The organism is Dyadobacter ginsengisoli DSM 21015 (assembly GCF_059568735.1).
The window spans coordinates 189,411-206,474 of the sequence record NZ_JCANTY010000012.1 but is presented as its reverse complement, the minus strand read 5'-3'; the positions used below and the strand labels follow the sequence as shown (position 1 = coordinate 206,474).

General features: G+C 46.9%; 16 protein-coding genes. 11 read left to right on the top strand and 5 right to left on the bottom strand.

Features of this window, described 5'->3' with window-relative positions:
• Positions 1 to 5 precede the first annotated feature (5 nt).
• The 10 genes from BP71_RS34570 to BP71_RS34525 all read left to right on the top strand — a co-directional run bounded on the left by BP71_RS34570 (position 6) and on the right by BP71_RS34525 (position 11,383).
• Positions 6 to 1,085, top strand: a complete 1,080-nt coding sequence (locus BP71_RS34570) for an Ldh family oxidoreductase (RefSeq protein WP_496386245.1) — start codon at positions 6 to 8, stop codon at positions 1,083 to 1,085.
• Positions 1,086 to 1,142: 57 nt separating this feature from the next.
• Positions 1,143 to 2,180, top strand: coding sequence for an endolytic transglycosylase MltG (gene mltG / locus BP71_RS34565; protein WP_496386244.1), 1,038 nt, complete (start codon positions 1,143 to 1,145; stop codon positions 2,178 to 2,180).
• A gap of 2 nt (positions 2,181 to 2,182) precedes the next feature.
• A complete protein-coding gene (locus BP71_RS34560) occupies positions 2,183 to 2,602 on the top strand; it encodes an acyl-CoA thioesterase (protein WP_496386243.1) in 420 nt (139 codons plus the stop codon).
• Between the two features lie 13 nt (positions 2,603 to 2,615).
• Positions 2,616 to 3,536 (top strand): YihY/virulence factor BrkB family protein, encoded by a 921-nt coding sequence (locus BP71_RS34555; RefSeq protein WP_496386242.1) that lies wholly within the window; start codon positions 2,616 to 2,618, stop codon positions 3,534 to 3,536.
• Between the two features lie 121 nt (positions 3,537 to 3,657).
• Positions 3,658 to 4,650 (top strand): glycosyltransferase family 2 protein, encoded by a 993-nt coding sequence (locus BP71_RS34550; protein ID WP_496386241.1) that lies wholly within the window; start codon positions 3,658 to 3,660, stop codon positions 4,648 to 4,650.
• Between the two features lie 31 nt (positions 4,651 to 4,681).
• The gene (locus BP71_RS34545) at positions 4,682 to 5,308 is read left to right on the top strand and encodes an L-threonylcarbamoyladenylate synthase (protein WP_496386240.1); all 627 of its coding nucleotides are present in this window, start codon (positions 4,682 to 4,684) and stop codon (positions 5,306 to 5,308) included.
• Between the two features lie 104 nt (positions 5,309 to 5,412).
• Positions 5,413 to 6,072, top strand: a complete 660-nt coding sequence (locus BP71_RS34540) for a WbqC family protein (protein ID WP_496386239.1) — start codon at positions 5,413 to 5,415, stop codon at positions 6,070 to 6,072.
• A gap of 66 nt (positions 6,073 to 6,138) precedes the next feature.
• Positions 6,139 to 8,679, top strand: coding sequence for an ATP-dependent Clp protease ATP-binding subunit (locus BP71_RS34535; protein WP_496386238.1), 2,541 nt, complete (start codon positions 6,139 to 6,141; stop codon positions 8,677 to 8,679).
• 97 nt (positions 8,680 to 8,776) lie between these two features.
• On the top strand, positions 8,777 to 10,465 hold the full coding sequence (locus BP71_RS34530; protein WP_496386237.1) for a carboxylesterase family protein: 1,689 nt from the start codon (positions 8,777 to 8,779) through the stop codon (positions 10,463 to 10,465).
• Positions 10,466 to 10,495: 30 nt separating this feature from the next.
• Positions 10,496 to 11,383, top strand: a complete 888-nt coding sequence (locus BP71_RS34525) for a sugar phosphate isomerase/epimerase family protein (protein ID WP_496386236.1) — start codon at positions 10,496 to 10,498, stop codon at positions 11,381 to 11,383.
• Between the two features lie 59 nt (positions 11,384 to 11,442).
• On the opposite strand, the gene atpH is transcribed toward BP71_RS34525, so the two are convergent.
• The 5 genes from atpH to BP71_RS34500 all read right to left on the bottom strand — a co-directional run bounded on the left by atpH (position 11,443) and on the right by BP71_RS34500 (position 14,689).
• Positions 11,443 to 11,979 carry an ATP synthase F1 subunit delta gene (gene atpH / locus BP71_RS34520; protein ID WP_496386235.1) on the bottom strand — a complete coding sequence of 179 codons (537 nt, stop codon included), beginning with the start codon at positions 11,977 to 11,979 and terminating at the stop codon, positions 11,443 to 11,445.
• A 23-nt stretch (positions 11,980 to 12,002) separates the two neighbouring features.
• Positions 12,003 to 12,497, bottom strand: a complete 495-nt coding sequence (gene atpF / locus BP71_RS34515; protein ID WP_496386234.1) for a F0F1 ATP synthase subunit B — start codon at positions 12,495 to 12,497, stop codon at positions 12,003 to 12,005.
• A gap of 158 nt (positions 12,498 to 12,655) precedes the next feature.
• Positions 12,656 to 12,919, bottom strand: a complete 264-nt coding sequence (gene atpE, locus BP71_RS34510) for an ATP synthase F0 subunit C (protein ID WP_019942415.1) — start codon at positions 12,917 to 12,919, stop codon at positions 12,656 to 12,658.
• A gap of 44 nt (positions 12,920 to 12,963) precedes the next feature.
• A complete protein-coding gene (gene atpB / locus BP71_RS34505) occupies positions 12,964 to 14,058 on the bottom strand; it encodes a F0F1 ATP synthase subunit A (protein ID WP_496386233.1) in 1,095 nt (364 codons plus the stop codon).
• Positions 14,059 to 14,464: 406 nt separating this feature from the next.
• Complete coding sequence (locus BP71_RS34500) at positions 14,465 to 14,689, bottom strand: AtpZ/AtpI family protein (RefSeq protein ID WP_496386232.1); 225 nt, start codon at positions 14,687 to 14,689, stop codon at positions 14,465 to 14,467.
• Positions 14,690 to 14,852: 163 nt separating this feature from the next.
• Between BP71_RS34500 and porW the strand changes: the two genes are divergently transcribed.
• Positions 14,853 to 17,060 carry a type IX secretion system periplasmic lipoprotein PorW/SprE gene (porW, locus tag BP71_RS34495; protein WP_496386231.1) on the top strand — a complete coding sequence of 736 codons (2,208 nt, stop codon included), beginning with the start codon at positions 14,853 to 14,855 and terminating at the stop codon, positions 17,058 to 17,060.
• Positions 17,061 to 17,064 lie beyond the last annotated feature (4 nt).

Below are 17,064 nucleotides of genomic sequence, written 5' to 3'. Positions count from 1 at the left end.
CGTATATGTATCAGGCCAGTTATTTAAAACATTTTACGGAGGAAGTTTTTCTGGCGATAGGATGTACGCAGGAAGAGGCCCGGCTGGCATCCGAGGTGTTGGTCAGCGCAGATTTAAGGGGTGTCGATTCGCACGGGATCGCGCGCCTGGCAGGCTATGTGCGGCTTTACGATCATGGCAGGCTTAATCCCAAACCGAATGTTCAGGTGGTCTATGAAACGCCCAGTACCGCGGTTGTTGACGGAGACCGTGGCTTGGGCCTGGTAGTCGCTCCGAAGGCAATGGAGATTGCGATGGAGAAGGCCGAAAAAGTCGGCTCCGGCTGGGTTTCGGTACGTAATTCCAACCATTTTGGTATTGCTGGCTATCACGCGATGCTGGCTTTGCAAAAGGATATGATTGGCTGGACAATGACCAATGCAGCACCGCTTGTTACGCCTACATTCTCATTGGATAAGCTGCTGGGTACGAATCCGATTGCCGTCGCTGTGCCTGCGTTAAATGAGCCTGCTTTCGTAGCTGATTTCGCCTCGACAGCGGTCGCCTACGGCAAATTCGAGATCCTGCAACGCAAAGGCCTGCCCGCACCATTGGGCTGGGCTCAGGACGCAGACGGTAATCCTACAACGGATTCCAATGCGGTAAAGAGTGGCGGAGGCCTGCTTCCGCTGGGTTCGGATCGTGAGCATGGCAGCCACAAGGGATATGGTCTCGGGGCAATCGTCGATATTTTTTCGGGGGTTCTTTCCGGCGCAAATTTCGGGCCATGGGTTCCTCCGTTTGCGACTGCCGGCTTTATGGGCGTGCAGCAAAGTGTAGGGCTGGGCACCGGACATTTCCTGGGTGCGATGCGGGTAGACGGTTTTCGACCGGCACAGGAATTTAAGCAGGATATGGACAAATGGATCGGTGCCTTCCGGAATGCGCGCGCAGTGGATGGGCAGCAAGTTTTGATCCCGGGTGATCCGGAACGGGAAACGGAAGCGGAACGTGGCGTCAAGGGTATTCAATTGCTCGAACCGGTAGTTTTGTCACTAGACGAGCTTGCTAAAAGATTCGGCATACCATTTGAAATCAATTTGTAAATAATCAGAAACAACAGAGCTGACTGCCAAAAGCCGGAAGCTGATAGCTAGCAAAAGATGTCCCGTAACTTTAAAGTAGGATTGTTTGTAACGATCGCGATCCTCGTCACCACATTTTCATTTTACTTCTGGCAGATCTTCAGGACGCCTAATTTACAGGTCGATAAGAAATCGAGCTTCGTATTACTTGTTCCGGAGGGAGCGACCTACAAGACGGTGCTGGATTCGTTGAATCGATACGAAGTTATCAATGACCACATATCTTTTCAGTTTCTCGCAAAATTCTTGAAATACACTGAAAGCGTGAAACCTGGTCGCTATGTGATCAAGCCGGAAACGAATAACTACACGGCTATCAAGAAACTGATGTCTGGTAATCAGGACGCGGTAAAACTGACATTCAACAATATCCGGCTCAAAGAAGATCTGATCAAGCGGATCGGAAGTCGCTTTGCTTTCGGCGAGGACAATTTCAGGAAGGCATTGAATGACCCTGCCGTTTGTCAAAAGTATGGTTTGGATACATTGACGATCGTATCGATGTTTTTGCCCAATACCTACGATATTTACTGGACAACCGGTACCGAGAAATTCCTCGACCGTATGCACAGCGAGTATAAGAAGTTCTGGACCGATGCAAAGATCGCAAAAGCCAAAGAAATTGGTCTGACGCCCGTACAGGTCTCGATCCTTGCTTCCATTGTAGAGGAAGAGCAGGCGAAAAAAGTAGATGAACGCCCGCGCGTGGCAGGTCTCTACATTAATCGCCTTCATGCCAATATGCCATTGCAAGCCGACCCGACGATCAAGTTTGCATTACAGGATTTCGCCATTAAGCGCATTCTGAACCAGCAACTGCTGATTAAATCGCCCTATAATACCTACATTAATACGGGCCTGCCTCCTGGCCCGATCCGCGTGGCGGATTTCAACTCGCTGAATGCGGTGCTTGACTACGAAAAGCACGATTATATTTATATGTGTGCCAAAGCGGACCTTTCGAATTACCACGCTTTTGCCACCAACTACGCCGATCACCTCAATAATGCCCGTATGTACCAGGCTGAGTTGAACAGGTTGAAAATTATGAAATAGGGATGTTTGTTTACGAAGTGAAGGGGATCAGGGTGCGCTATGCGGATACCGACCAGATGGGTTATGTGTACTACGGAAATTATGCACGCTACTATGAGATCGGTAGGGTAGAGGCGCTGCGAAGCCTTGACTTTCATTATAAGGCGATGGAAGATGAAGGGGTGATGATGCCCGTCTATGAAAGCCATTTCAAATACCTAAAACCGGCGCGTTATGACGATGAGCTCAATATTCTCGTGAAAATCGAAGAGATGCCGGGAGTGCGTGTTCATTTCCGGTATGAGATCAGAAACCAGGACCGCGTGCTGCTCAATACGGGAGATACGACATTGGTATTCCAGAGAAGGGATAACGGCAAACTTTGTATGGCACCTGAAAAGCTCTTGGGAAAACTGAAACCCTATTTCGAAACAAAGGGATAATACGAAGCCGGATATGCTTGAAAAACTGTTGAAAAACCGCCATATCAAGCGCATTATTCTCTGGTTACAGCAAACAATGTTGTTCCGGGGGACGGTTTCCTTGTACGACGTAATCCTGAACCTGGTCAACAGCAACAGGAAGCACGAAATCGATCAGCGTGCGTCTGCTGTGGCTTATAGCCTCACACTGGCCGCCTTCCCGGGGATCATCTTTCTTTTTACCCTCATTCCGTATATTCCTATCGAAAACCTCGATCAGCAAATTTTGGAATTACTACGGGAAAACATGCCACAGGGTACCTTCGAAGCCGCGGATCAGACTATTCTGGATATAGTAAGTCGTCCTCGCTCAGGCGTACTTTCACTTGGTTTCATTTTTGCGATGATTGCTTCCACAAATGGTATGATGTCGCTGATGCGCTCGTTTGACATGGTGTATGAAGATCATGAGACGAGGGGTTTTTTGGCCGTCCGCGGCATCGCGATGTTGCTTACCCTTTTGTTGATGGCTGTGCTGTTTCTGTCCGTGGTTTTGCTCATCGTAGGCGATGCCGTGATGAATATTGTCGGAGAATGGCATATTATCCGCGACAACTGGCTCATTGCCTTGCTGAATGTCACCAGGTATGCAATCAGTTTTGGGTCGCTCATGTTGACGATTTCTATCATTTACCGGTTTGCACCCTCGCATGGGAGACAATTTACCTTTGTAAATGCCGGTTCGATCATTGCGTCGGTACTCATCATGGCGGCAACCTATGGTTTTTCTTTTTACCTGTCGCGTTTCAGTTCGTATAACAAGCTTTACGGGTCTATTGGTACGATGATCGCGCTGATGATCTGGATTTATCTGCTGGCATTTGTCATGATTCTTGGTTTCGAGATCAATGCCAGTATCCATCGCGCCCGCGCCAGGCGTAAGGTAACGCGGTGATTTGCCGGATAATAACATTACCTGTTTCTTGATCATATTGTTGGTAATTTTGTGACTGCGGTGTCAGTAAACCTCCTGCCAAACATCGTACTTCAGCGGGGAGAGCACCAGCGCGCACGACATGACAAACTTAGAAAAACCACTCGTTACAGTAATCCTGACGACATTCAATCAGGAAAAGTACATTGAAGAGACGCTTACTTCTGTCTTTTATCAAACTTACCCCTACGTTCAACTGATTGTCGTAGACAATGCGAGCACAGATAATACCCTGAGCATTATTGAGGATTTTAAGGCAAAGGCGCCGGCGTTTCAAATGATCCGAAACAGGCGTAACCAGGGCCTGTGCAAGGCATTCAATCAGGGCCTTGCGATTGCTCAGGGGAAGTATGTTATTGACTTGTCTGGCGATGACATTATGATTGCTGACCGTATCGAGAAACAGGTGGCGGCGTTCGAACAGCTTTCGGAAGAATATGCTGTGGTTTTTACCAACGCACATTACATTGGTCGAAGCGGGCAGCGACTACATAATCACTATCCCGTGGATGGAAAGGGCAAGGCTACCTGTTACATTCCGTCGGGCGATGTCTATAAAAATATACTCGAACGCTATTTTATCTGCACACCGACGATGATGATGCGCGCTTCCACCCTGAATCAGCTGGGCGGATATGATGAGAGCCTGGCATTTGAAGATTTTGATTTCTGGGTGCGCTCTTCGGTGCAGTATAAATACGCTTATCTGGATGAGATCCTGACCAAAAAGCGGGTCCTCAGAACCTCATTATCAACAGGGGTTTATAAAAAGGGAAGCGGGATGCTCGATTCATATTATACGGTATGTAACAAAGCATACGATCTTAATCGTGATCAAAAAGAATTTGATCTTTTGGCGACGCGGATACGTACATTTATCCGAAAGTGCCTGTACGCTCAGGAGTTCGAACTGGCTGTGCGGTTTCGCCGGTTATTGAACTATATCGAGAATCCGGGATGGCAGACAGAGCTGGTCGTTCTGATGTGCAGGCTGCATTTGCCGGTAAATTTTGCATATCGGTTTTATATCGAGAATTTAAAAAAAGTGATGCCGCAGGAAGGATTTGCATTTTGATTTTGTTAATTCGGAAAGCAAAATCTTTCCTATGCCTGCCGAGTTTGTAAAAATTTATCCTCAAAACCCTGACGAACGAAGAATCCGTCAGGTTGTAGATTGCCTTCGTAATGGTGGTCTGGTGATCTACCCGACGGACACTGTTTATGGTCTCGGGTGTGATATCTACAATACCCGCGCAGTGGAGAAAATAGCGCGTATCAAGGGTATCAAGCCTCAAAAAAACGACTTCTCGTTTATCTGTTACGACCTAAGCCATATTTCTGATTTTGCGAGGGTCGGCAATACGGCATTCAAAACTATGAAAAGAGTGCTTCCAGGGCCGTATACATTCATTCTGGAAGCAACGAGCAGCGTGCCTAAGCTATTGAATACCAATAAAAAGACGGTAGGAATACGGGTGCCAGACAACCTTATTCCGCGTTTGATCGTAAAGGAGTTAGGGAACCCGATCGTTACTACTTCCATCCGTGACGACGACGAGATCATCGAGTATTCAACGGACCCGGAGCTCATCTTCGAGAAATTTCAACACCAGGTCGACATGGTCGTTGATGGCGGTTACGGTGGTAATGTAGCATCGACCATTGTGAAAGCCGATGGAGACGATTTTGAGATTATCCGTGAGGGATTAGGCGACGTCAGCATCTTCCTTTGAAGCTAAAATTGTAATGATTTAAGTTGGTATTGAACATTGTTGACCATACAAAATAATTATTATAAATTTTTTGATAATATCATAAGCCTTTACCATATTTGATAGTGTCAGAATTTTTGAGTAAAGAAGATCAGTCCACGGAAGTACGGATTGAATTGCAGTATCTGCCTTGTTTAGAGTATTTTACTTGTATATTACAGTACGACCGGGTCTACATTGATATTGAGGAGAGGTATGTGAAGCAAACTTACAGAAACCGGTGCAGTGTGCTTACTACCAATAAAATAGATATGCTGACAGTGCCGGTAAAAGGGTACGGGCCAGCCAGCTCCACAAAAGATATTTTGATCGACTATCACCAGGATTGGACCCGACGCCATCTGGGTTGTTTTCAAGCGGCTTACGGGAAATCTCCTTTTTATGAATTTTACGCACACGAGTTTATCCACGTCTATGAAAGGAAGCTGTCCCGTCTGGTCGATCTTAACGCCGAGTTGTTGACAATTTGTCTTAGATTATTAGGAGTCAGGAAGGAAGTTACGTACAATTTGTCAGGTGGGGTTTTTGATGAAAATAGCGTGGTGAATGATATTTCGCTAATAAACAACAAGAAACAACCGAATTCCTGGAAATATTATCAGCCAATACCTTATTATCAGACGTTCGGGAATGATTTTGTGGGGAATCTGAGTATTGTTGATTTACTATTTAATATGGGGCCGGAAGCAAAAAGTGTTTTGTTAAGATCCTGTAAGTCTCAATAAAAGCTATTTTGAACAAACAGGGATCAAGTAGCGTTTAGAATAATAAACACTTTTTATTGCTACACAATGGAAGCAAAATTTTCGAATAGAGTGAAAGAGGTAATCTCAATGAGCCGGGAAGAAGCCCTCCGTCTTGGCCATGATTACATTGGTGCAGAACACTTGTTATTAGGAATGATCCGTGAGGGTGATGGTGTAGCCATAGGCTTGCTGAAAAAACTCGGGGTTTCTCTGGACGATGTCCGACAGACCATCGAGCAGGCAACCAAAGGTGCAGCCACGAATAACGTTAAGAATTTGCAAAATATACCTCTGACCAGGCAGTCGGAGAAAGTTTTGAAGATCACATATCTGGAAGCCAAAATATTTAAAAGCACATTGATTGGCACGGAACACTTGCTTCTCTCCATTTTGCGGGATGAAGATAATGTTGGAACCCAGATATTGCATAAGTTCAATGTTAACTACGAAGTCATCAAAGAGATGTTAGAATATCAATCATCCGGATCCAGACCTCATATGGGGCCGGAGACCGAAGACGGGGATGATGAAGCCAGAGGTGGAATGTTTGGAGGTGGTGGAGGCTCTTCTTCCGGTAAAGAATCTAAAGGTGCTGAAAAATCCCGTACACCTGTGTTGGATAACTTTGGAAGGGATTTGACCAAAATGGCGGAAGTAGGTAAGCTAGACCCGATCGTCGGACGCGAGAAAGAGATCGAACGTGTGGCGCAGATCCTTAGCCGTCGTAAAAAGAATAACCCGATCCTGATCGGTGAGCCGGGCGTTGGTAAAACAGCCATCGCAGAAGGGCTTGCGTTGCGGATCGTTCAGAAGAAAGTGTCCCGTGTACTTTTCGGCAAGCGCGTCGTAACGCTGGATCTGGCTTCACTGGTGGCAGGTACCAAATACCGCGGCCAGTTTGAGGAAAGAATGAAGGCGGTGATGAACGAGCTGGAAAAATCACCGGATGTGATCCTGTTTATCGACGAGCTACACACAATCGTGGGCGCGGGTGGTGCATCAGGCTCGCTGGATGCTTCGAACATGTTCAAACCTGCATTGTCACGCGGGGAAATCCAGTGTATCGGAGCTACCACGCTGGACGAATACCGCCAGTACATCGAGAAAGACGGCGCATTGGCCCGTCGTTTCCAGATGGTGATGGTGGATGCGACTTCGATCGAAGAAACGATTCAGATCCTGACCAACATCAAGGACAAATACGAAGATCACCACCACGTGAATTACACGCCTGAGGCGATCAGCACGGCTGTGAAACTGTCCGAAAGATATATCACCGACCGCTTCCTGCCGGATAAGGCTATCGACGTACTCGATGAAGTAGGTGCAAGGGTGCATATCAGCAACATTACGGTACCCGAAGATATCCTGGTACTCGAAGAACAAATCGAGAACATCAAGCAGGAGAAAAATCGGGTGGTAAAAAGCCAGAAATACGAAGAAGCAGCCCAATTGAGAGATCGGGAGAAAAAACTGATCGATCAGCTGGAAAGAGCTAAACTGGCCTGGGAAGAAGAAACGAAGCAGAAACGCTACACCGTTACCGAGCACAATGTGGCGGAGGTAGTAGCGATGATGACGGGCATTCCGGTAACCAACGTATCGATGGACGAAGGCAAGAAATTGCTGAATATGGCCGATGAGCTGAAAGCCAAGGTAATCGGTCAGGATCCACCAATCGAAAAATTGGTAAAGGCAATCCAGAGAACCCGTGTGGGCTTGAAAGATCCTAAGAAGCCAATTGGTTCATTTATTTTCCTGGGGCCAACCGGTGTAGGTAAAACAGAGCTGGCGAAGGTGTTATCGACTTACCTGTTTGACAAAGATGACTCGCTGGTGCGTATCGATATGAGCGAATACATGGAGAAATTCAGCGTGTCGCGTCTGGTAGGAGCTCCTCCGGGATATGTAGGCTACGAAGAAGGTGGCCAGCTGACCGAGAAAATCCGCCGTAAGCCTTACAGCGTCGTATTGTTGGATGAGATCGAAAAAGCGCACCCGGATGTGTTCAACATCCTGTTGCAAGTACTCGACGACGGTATTTTGACGGACGGTCTGGGAAGAAGAGTCGATTTCAGAAATACGATAATCATCATGACTTCGAACATCGGAGCGCGTGATTTGAAAGATTTCGGAACAGGAATCGGTTTTTCTACGAAGGCAAGATCCGACAATCAGGACGATATTATGAAAGGTACGATCCAGAGTGCATTGCGCAAGGCATTCTCTCCGGAGTTCCTGAACCGTCTCGACGATGTGATCGTGTTCAACTCGCTGCAACGCGAAGATTTGCACCGCATTATCGACATTTCACTAGGCAAGCTATTCAACCGTGTGAAAGGTCTGGGTTACGAAATCGAATTGACAGTTGCTGCGAAGGATTTCTTGTCGGAAAAAGGATATGACCCGCAATACGGAGCCCGTCCTTTGAACCGTGCGATCCAGAAATACCTGGAAGATCCCGTTGCAGAGGAAATATTGAAAGGTGATCTGCGCGAAGGCGATGTGCTGGTGGCAGATCATGAAGAAAAGAGTGAACAACTCGTTATCAGTGTTCGCAAAAAAGAAGAGGAGCTCGCAAACTAGATTTGTATCGCTCTGAAAGCACTAAGTAGCTTGGAAGGCAGGTCGGAAGACCTGCCTTTTTTTATTTATATTTAGCCCACGAAAACTCGTATAACTAATGGGACCTAACTGGAAAAGCGCCTTGCTGGGTATAACACTCAGTTTTGCAGCTACTAATGCTACCGTGTTTGCACAAAAATTGCCCTCAGGCCCTCAGGTCCTCACATTTTTCTCCGATGCCGACGATACCGAGCAGCCTTACGGCCTATATCTGCCGGAGAATTTCGACGAAAATAAAAAGTACCCGCTCGTAATCATGCTCCACGGCGCAGGTTCCAATCACCGCCTTGCATTGCGCAGGGTATTCGGTAAGAGCAATGCAGAGGGCGAAACCGATGTGGAGGCAACCCGCTATTTCCCGAAATGGGATAATGTGGAGTACATCGTGGCATCGCCATATGCGCGAGGAACGGCCGGTTACCAGGGCATTCCCGAGCAGGATGTTTATGATGTGCTGACAGATGTGAAAAAGCGCTTTAAAATCGATGAAGACCGGACTTTCCTGACCGGACTATCAATGGGTGGGGGAGGAACGCTTTGGATCGGTCTGACGCGGCCGGATATATGGGCTGCCATTGCGCCCGTATGCCCCGCTCCACCCGCAGGTACATTCGATCTTGCAGCCAATGCGACCAATTTCCCAGTGCATTTCTTCCATGGCGACGCCGATCCCGTCGTGCCGGTGGCCGGTACGCAGAAATGGGTGAGCCATTTGCAGGACCTAGGTGCGGAAGTGAGTTATAAGGAATTTGTCGACGTGAAGCACGACAGCTGGGTGAATGCCTATGACAGTGAATATATCTTCCAATGGTTTGATGATTTCAAAAGGAATCCGCATCCCGATCACGTGCGGTTTGTAAGCAAGCAGTACAAATATGACAAGGCATTCTGGGTGCAGTTCAATAAGTTCCTTTACGGTAAGCTTGCTGAAATCGATGCTAAATTTACGAAAGAGAATGCATTGGAGATTACGACCAAAAACCTGGAAAAATTTACATTGAATTTAAATGGCCATCCCAAATTCAAGCCGGGCGTTGCTTTGACACTTAAAATTGACGGTGCTACGGTGACTGCAAAAACCGACAGTGTGTTGACTCTGTTTAGGGAATCGGCCGGGAAATGGAATATGGAGGCAGCCAGCATTATGTCGATTTACACTGGCAAGAAAAAAGGCGCTGAAGGCCCGATTTATGCCGCGTTCGCGTCGCGTCACGTGTATGTGTACGGGACGGCCGACATCCCATCGCCGGAAGAACTTAAAAAGCGCGTCGACATTGCTACGCAGGCGGCAAGCTGGTCGCAGTACAGAGGCGAATTTTTGGGCAGGGTCATGTTTTTTCCGCGCGTGCTTGCCGATAAGGAAGTGCGCCCCAGTGATCTCGAAAGCTCCAATCTGATATTGTTTGGAACAAAAGAAACGAATGCATTGATCGCAAAACACGCCGCTCAGCTTCCCGTGCATTTGAAGAAAGGCGATTCCACATACGGACTGTTCTATGTGGTGCCTGTTGAAGGGCACTATGTTGCCGTCAGCTCGGGCTTGCCGTGGTGGGCCGGAATGAAAGATGAGGGCTTCCCGTTTGTACCGGTCATGCACCGGAAACTTTCCGAATTCAAAGACATTATTTTGTTCAAAGACTCATCTGCCAATCTGTTGATCGACAATTATTTCACTGAAAACTGGAAGCTGGATGAAGATACCAAACGCAAGCTTTCTGCGTCCGGCGCCGTTGATATTACCCCGTAGTTTATTTTTTAATTTTTCGAATACTGACCCATGGATTACAACGAAAAGATTTCGCGGAAATCGTTCCTCAAAGCCAGTGCATTTGCGTTGGCTGTGCCCATGTTCTCTAAGCTGAACCTGGATGTAAAAGCTCCCTCAAAAATCGGTTTGCAGCTCTACACACTTCGCAATGAGATCTCCAAAGACCTGCTGGGCACGCTGAAAAAAGTGGCAGCGATCGGATATAAGGAAGTTGAATTGTATGGATATTCCGATGGTAAATTCTTTGGTAAAACGCCTAAGGAGTTCAAGAAGATCCTGGGCGACCTGGGCCTGAACCCGGTAAGCGGCCATTACGGAGCAGGTGTGGAAAATAAAACGGCCAAAGGTACATTGAGCAATGGTTGGCAAAAAGCCGTGGACGATGCAGCGGAAATCGGACAGAAGTATGTGAACTGCGCGTACCTGACAGAAACGGAGCGCAAGACGATCGACCAGTATAAAAAGTATGTCGATCTGTTCAACAAGTCTGGTGAAGTGGCAAAAAAGGCCGGATTGCAGTTTGGCTACCACAACCATGATTTCGAATTCAAAAAGATCGACGGCCAACTTCCTTACGACTTCATTGCCGGTAAGACTGATCGGAAGCTCGTAAAGCTCGAACTGGATCTCTATTGGGTAGTGAAAGCCGGTATCGATCCCATCGCATTGTTCAAGAAATATCCGGGCCGGTTTCCGCTCTGGCACGTGAAGGACATGGATAAGAAAGATGGATCATTTGCCGAAGTAGGTACAGGATCTATCGATTTCAAAAAGATATTCGATAACCGAAAGCTTGCGGGTATGACCCATTTCTTTGTTGAGCAGGACGTAGCAAAAGTGCCGCCTATACAGGCCATCGAAACGAGCTACAAGAATGTCGTAAAGATGAAAGTATAATGCAAAAAAAGACCCGGCCGCATTGCAGCCGGGTCTTCCAAATTATGCAGATAAAAATATCAGTTTACTAACTGTAATTTAAGCTCGTTCAACCGGCTCCGAAGCGAAGCGTCGATTTGGCGATCATCGATCGTCAGTACATACCCACCTACGAGAGAACTGTCTATCTTCTCGGCAAGTTGCACCTTTTTCCCGGTTGCAGAAGCAACAATATCATTAAATTGTTTACGAAGCTCATCGGTAAGCGGGGTAGTGGTTACTACGGTCGCCTTCTGGATACCCTGGAAAAGGTTATAAGCCTTAATGAATTCAGCTGCAATTTCGTCCAGAATTGCTTCCCTGTTTTTCTTCGTTATAATGGTAAAGATGGCATAAGAAACGGCATTTACACGCGTTTCGAACAATGCCTTCAAAATTCCTAATTTCTTTTCGTGACGTACCACAGGGCTTTTCAATGCAAGCATCAATGCTCTGTTTTTATCAGCGGTATCTTTGAACAAAAGCATATCCTGATAAACCGCTTCCAGAACATTCTGTTCTTTGGCTAGCTCGATCAATGATTTTGCATATCTGGAAGCTACTATACTTACTGACATCGGAAATTAAATTTTTTATATTTTTAATTAAGACGCGCAGATGAAGCAAGATCAGCGATCAATTGCTCCTGAGCTTCCTTGTCTTTCAATTCACGGTGCAATACTTTCTCAGCGATTTCGAGTGAAAGTGTAGCGACTTCCTTTTTGATCTTGCTAACGGCCAGCGCTTGTTCGTTGCGGATGGTTTCACGGGCGCTTTCGATTACTTTCTGAGCTTCAATCGCTGCTTTGTCTTTGGACTCGGCGATGGTTTTGTCAGCGGCATCCTTAGCGTCGCGCAGGATCTGGTCGCGGACGGCGTTTGCTTCTGCAATCAGCTTTTCGTTATCCGATTTGAGCTGAACCATTTCAGCGCGGGTTCTCTCAGCAAGGTCCAGGGCACCCTGAATTTCGTTTTCACGGTCTTTCAGCCCTTTGAGGATGGGTTTCCAGGCGAACTTGGCCAGAATGAAAACTACCAGCAAAAATACTACCAGCATCCAGAAGATAAGGCCTGGGTTTGGAGTAAGCAATGACATAGTTAAATGAGTTTTTGAGTGTAAGAATGAATGAGGAATGTCCTCGCAATCGGCTCTCTTCTTATTAAAATTTCGTGGAAGCCTAATGCTTCCACGAGAATGTTTTTAACTGCATCCGGGCCTAGCGCACCGGGGCAGCCGTTCCCTTTCGGAAGCTATTAAAGCTTGAAAGAGATAAGCAGACAGATAACCGCTGCGAAAAGCGCTACCGCTTCAATAAGCGCTGCGATGATCAGCATGGCAGTTTGGATAGCACCAGCAGCTTCTGGTTGACGGGCGATACCTTCAACAGCGCTACCACCGATTTTACCAATACCAAGACCTGCACCGATAGCAGCAAGACCTGCGCCGATAGCAGCACCGAAAACTGCAAGACCTGCACCACCTTGTTCAGCAGCTTGAAGCAAAATTTGAAGCAACATAATTGTGTTTGTTTTAAATATAATTAATAAAAAAGAGATTCAGATCAATGTCCGTGGTCGGCGTGGCTGTGCTCTTCAATGGCACTTCCGATGTACATGGACGACAATAGTGTGAAGATGAAAGCCTGAATGAATGCAACCATGATCTCAATAAAGTTCAGGAACAATGCGAACAGAGAGATAACGGGAGCTATTACAAAACTCTGGAAAATGAATATAAGACCGAAAAGGCTCAGTAAAATAATGTGACCGGCTGTGATATTGGCAAACAACCGGACCATCAGGGAAAACGGTTTCATGAATACCCCCACGATCTCAACAGGAATCATGATCAGCAAAAGCGGGGCAGGAACACCGGTAGGCTTCAGAAGGTGTTTGTAGTAATTGCCGTTTGCATTCAGGTGAACGATGATGAAAGTCAAAACCGCCAGTGTCATGGTTACCGCGATGTTACCGGTAAGGTTGGCCGATCCTGGCAACAAGCCGAGGATGTTGTTGATCAGGATGAAGAAGAAGAGCGTTAGCAAATAGGGAAGATACTTCTCATATTTGGGCCCTACGTTAGGCTTCACAACATCATCGCGGATGAAGAGGATAATGACCTCCATCGCAGAATTGAAACCTTTCGGAGCTTTTCCTTTGCTGTTTTTGTACCATCCCGCAATGCTGGTGAAGACGAGGATCAGGATCAGCGCGCTCAGCAGCATGGAAGCTACGTTCTTAGTGATCGAGAAGTCGTATACCTTACGAGATTCGTCAACCGGAACAACCTGCTCGGAATCACCATGAACGAGGTGATAGCCATTGTATTCGTGGTGGTCGTTGTGGAAATTGGAAGAGGAGAAAACCTCGATGCCGCGGTCCTCCGAATAAAGAATCACCGGAAGCGGAAGCACTACACCGTGCGTAAACTCCCATTCGTGGGAATCGGCGATGTGATGCATGATCATCTCACCGATCTTGAATTCCTCTTCGGATTCTTCAAGCTTATGTTCAATTTTATGCTCTTCATCGTTCACAGCTTCAGCGACCGTTCCTGCCTCGTGCTGGGTAGGTTCGTCGGCGCGGGCCGGAAGGTTAAAAACGCATGTTGCCGCTACAAGGGCGATAGTAAAAAACCGTCTCAGATGGGTATACATAAATGCTTGAAATACTATGCTTTGTCAATCGCGGCGCAAGTTACGATACAAACCATATATTTCAAAACATGTATGAAATAAATAGAGTGCAAAAAAGTCTGTAACGAATAGGAATGAATCAGTTAGCCCTTTATATAAAAACAGGGCAATAAAAATGAGGCTGAGAATGAATCTTGCAACAATGGTAGAAATGTAAAATGTGACAAATTTCTCGCGCTTGTTTCTTAATCCGAGTTCCATCAGGCGGTGAGCCAGAAATGATACGCCGAAGAAGAAAACAAGAATGTACCATATATAAGGATGGAGAAAGGAGTCGAAGTGAAATCGTTGAGCAAGGAAAAATACAATTCCCAGCAAAATGGTAGCGATCAGGGTACGTAGCATACGGGGTGCCTTCGGAAAGGAGTTATTGTTTGGTAAAACTTCTGATCAGGAGGTAAAGCGACGCCGCGATGGATAGGAGCGAGAGCACGAGCGTCCAGACAGGTACCTTATGCTGCTGCCGTTCGTCGAGCTTGTAGCCTGCATAAGTAAAGACCAGTATCGTTCCGAGCATTTGGGTTGCCATACCGGAATATTTCAGGAACCTGGACGGCTGGTTTCTGTCCGGATTATTTTTTTTGTCCTCCATAGCTCAGTTTCCCCTGGTTCGGATTGAAAAGTGATGGTAGAATATCGGGGTAAAATTGCTTCAAATTTTGTAAATGGCATTATCTTCGATACGTATTTATTCGGAATACCGTTTTAGATTTGCTTATCTAACCTGATACAGGACACCCCATAAAGCCAACTTTGTGATCGAACGCATTGCTTCCCATATCCGCCGACTAGCATTATTACTTGCCACGGTCAGTTTTCTGGCCGCCTGCTCTCAATACAGTTCAAGGCCGGGAGCGATCACTTTCCATAATGTGGCCGCACGGTACAATGCCTATTTTATGGCCGAACAGGATATGCTCGAAGCAGAATTCGAGATGAAAAAGGCCTATAAGGAAAATTATAACCAGCTCCTGCCCATTCTGCTCCCCATGGACTCTGTGCTGGCTATGGCCGTGAAGCCCAAGTTGCAGGACGCCATTAAGAAAGCATCGATCGTCGCGGAGAAACACCAGAACAGTAAATGGATTGATAATAGTTACATTTTATTGGGAAAGTCGCGGCTTTACCTCGGCGAATGGGCTGACGGCTTGGAAGCATTGCGGTATGTATATGCAAATGGACGTGACGAGAGCGACAAAAATGATGCGCTGATTCTCTTAATGCGCGCCTATATCGAAAGGAAGGACTATTCCAATGCACTGGGTGTGGCAGAGTATCTGAGCCAGAACCCGCTGGATAAATCGTCTGTTCGTGACTTTTACCTGACCAAAGCATATTTGCATCAGCAAAATGGAGAATACCTCACGTCCGTAGCCATTCTGGAAGAGGCGTTTCCACTTCTGAAAAAATCGACGGAGACTGCTCGTATCCATTTTGCGGCGGCCCAGATGTATGATCGCCTGGGACAGTATGCCCTGGCGAACAAGCATTACAAGAGCGTAGGCAGAAACAAACCTAATTATGACCTGGGCTTCTATTCTGCCATGAACTCACTGCAAAACGAAGTAGTGCTTAATCCCAAGCGGGATCTGGGAGATGTAGGTTTTGATAAGATGCTCCGCGACCGGAAGAATGATGATCTGCAAGACCGGGTATATTTTACGATGGGTCTTTTGGCAGAGCACAAAAATGATATGCCTCAGGCGGTAAGCTATTTACAAAAAGCTGCCGCCGCGTCGAAGGGTAATTTGCAGCAAAAAGCATATACCTATCTGCAACTGGCGCGGATTAAGTATGAATCTCTGGAAGATTTTGAAGCGTCAAAGGCCTATTACGACAGTGCGCTGGCAATCCTCCCGCAGGAAGCACCGGAATATCGGCTGGTGGCCGATCGCAAGCGCGCACTCGACAATTTCGTGACCCAGTACACCATCGTTACAACCGAGGACAGCTTACAGAAACTGGCAAAGTTGAACCCGGCAGCGCTGGACAATAAGATCGATGCCATTATAGAGGCTAAGGAGAAGAAGCGCCTGGAAGATGAGGAAAAGGCCAGAAAGGCACAGCTTGCCGCGCAGAATGCGAATATGCAGCAGGGAGGAGGCGGTAACCCATTGGTTACAGCAGGTGAAAGGAGATGGGAACTGTATGATCCGGCACTGGTTAATAAGGGTAAGATAGATTTTAAACGGGCCTGGGGAAACCGTCCATTGGAAGATGACTGGCGACGTAGCAGCAGACCGCTTCGTTCATTGGCAGGCAACAATGCCGGAGGGACTACCGATAGTACCACGACCGCCCAGGCCGGGCAGACAGACGCCGGAATGAAAAAGGGGACACCTGAGTGGCAGCAGGTACACGACCTTTTTAAAAAGAATGTCCCTTTGACCGATACGCTGTTCGCTGCCTCTCAAAAGAAAAAGGAGGATGCTTTGTATAACTTGGGAAAGATTTACCGCTTCGATCTGAAAGAATCCAACCGGGCGATCAGTACTTTCGAAAGGGTGCTGGCAGATTTTCCACGGACGCAATATAAGGATGAGATTTACTACCTGCTTTTCCTCAGTAATGAAGAGAATGCAGCTCAAAAAGAAACCTGGAAGAGCAAATTGTTAACCGAGTACCCTACATCCACATATGCAAGGCTGGTGAATAAGTCGACAGACGCCGGGGGCAGTTCGGGCAATGCGGTAAAGGAATACGAGGCGGCATACAAGCTGTATGCGGACGGAAATTACACCCGGGCATTGGAAGAAATTGAGAAAAACCTGCCGGCTTATAAGGGGAGTTCAATGGAAGATAAATTCGCTTTGCTTCGTGTGTTTCTCATAGGCAAAGTTCGCGGAAAAGAGGCCTATGCCCAGGCTATTACCGAATTTATGAGGCTTTATCCAGCCAGTATTTACCTGCCACGCCTGAAGGAAATGCAGGAATTCAATTCCCTCTCAATGGGAAAGAGATAATATA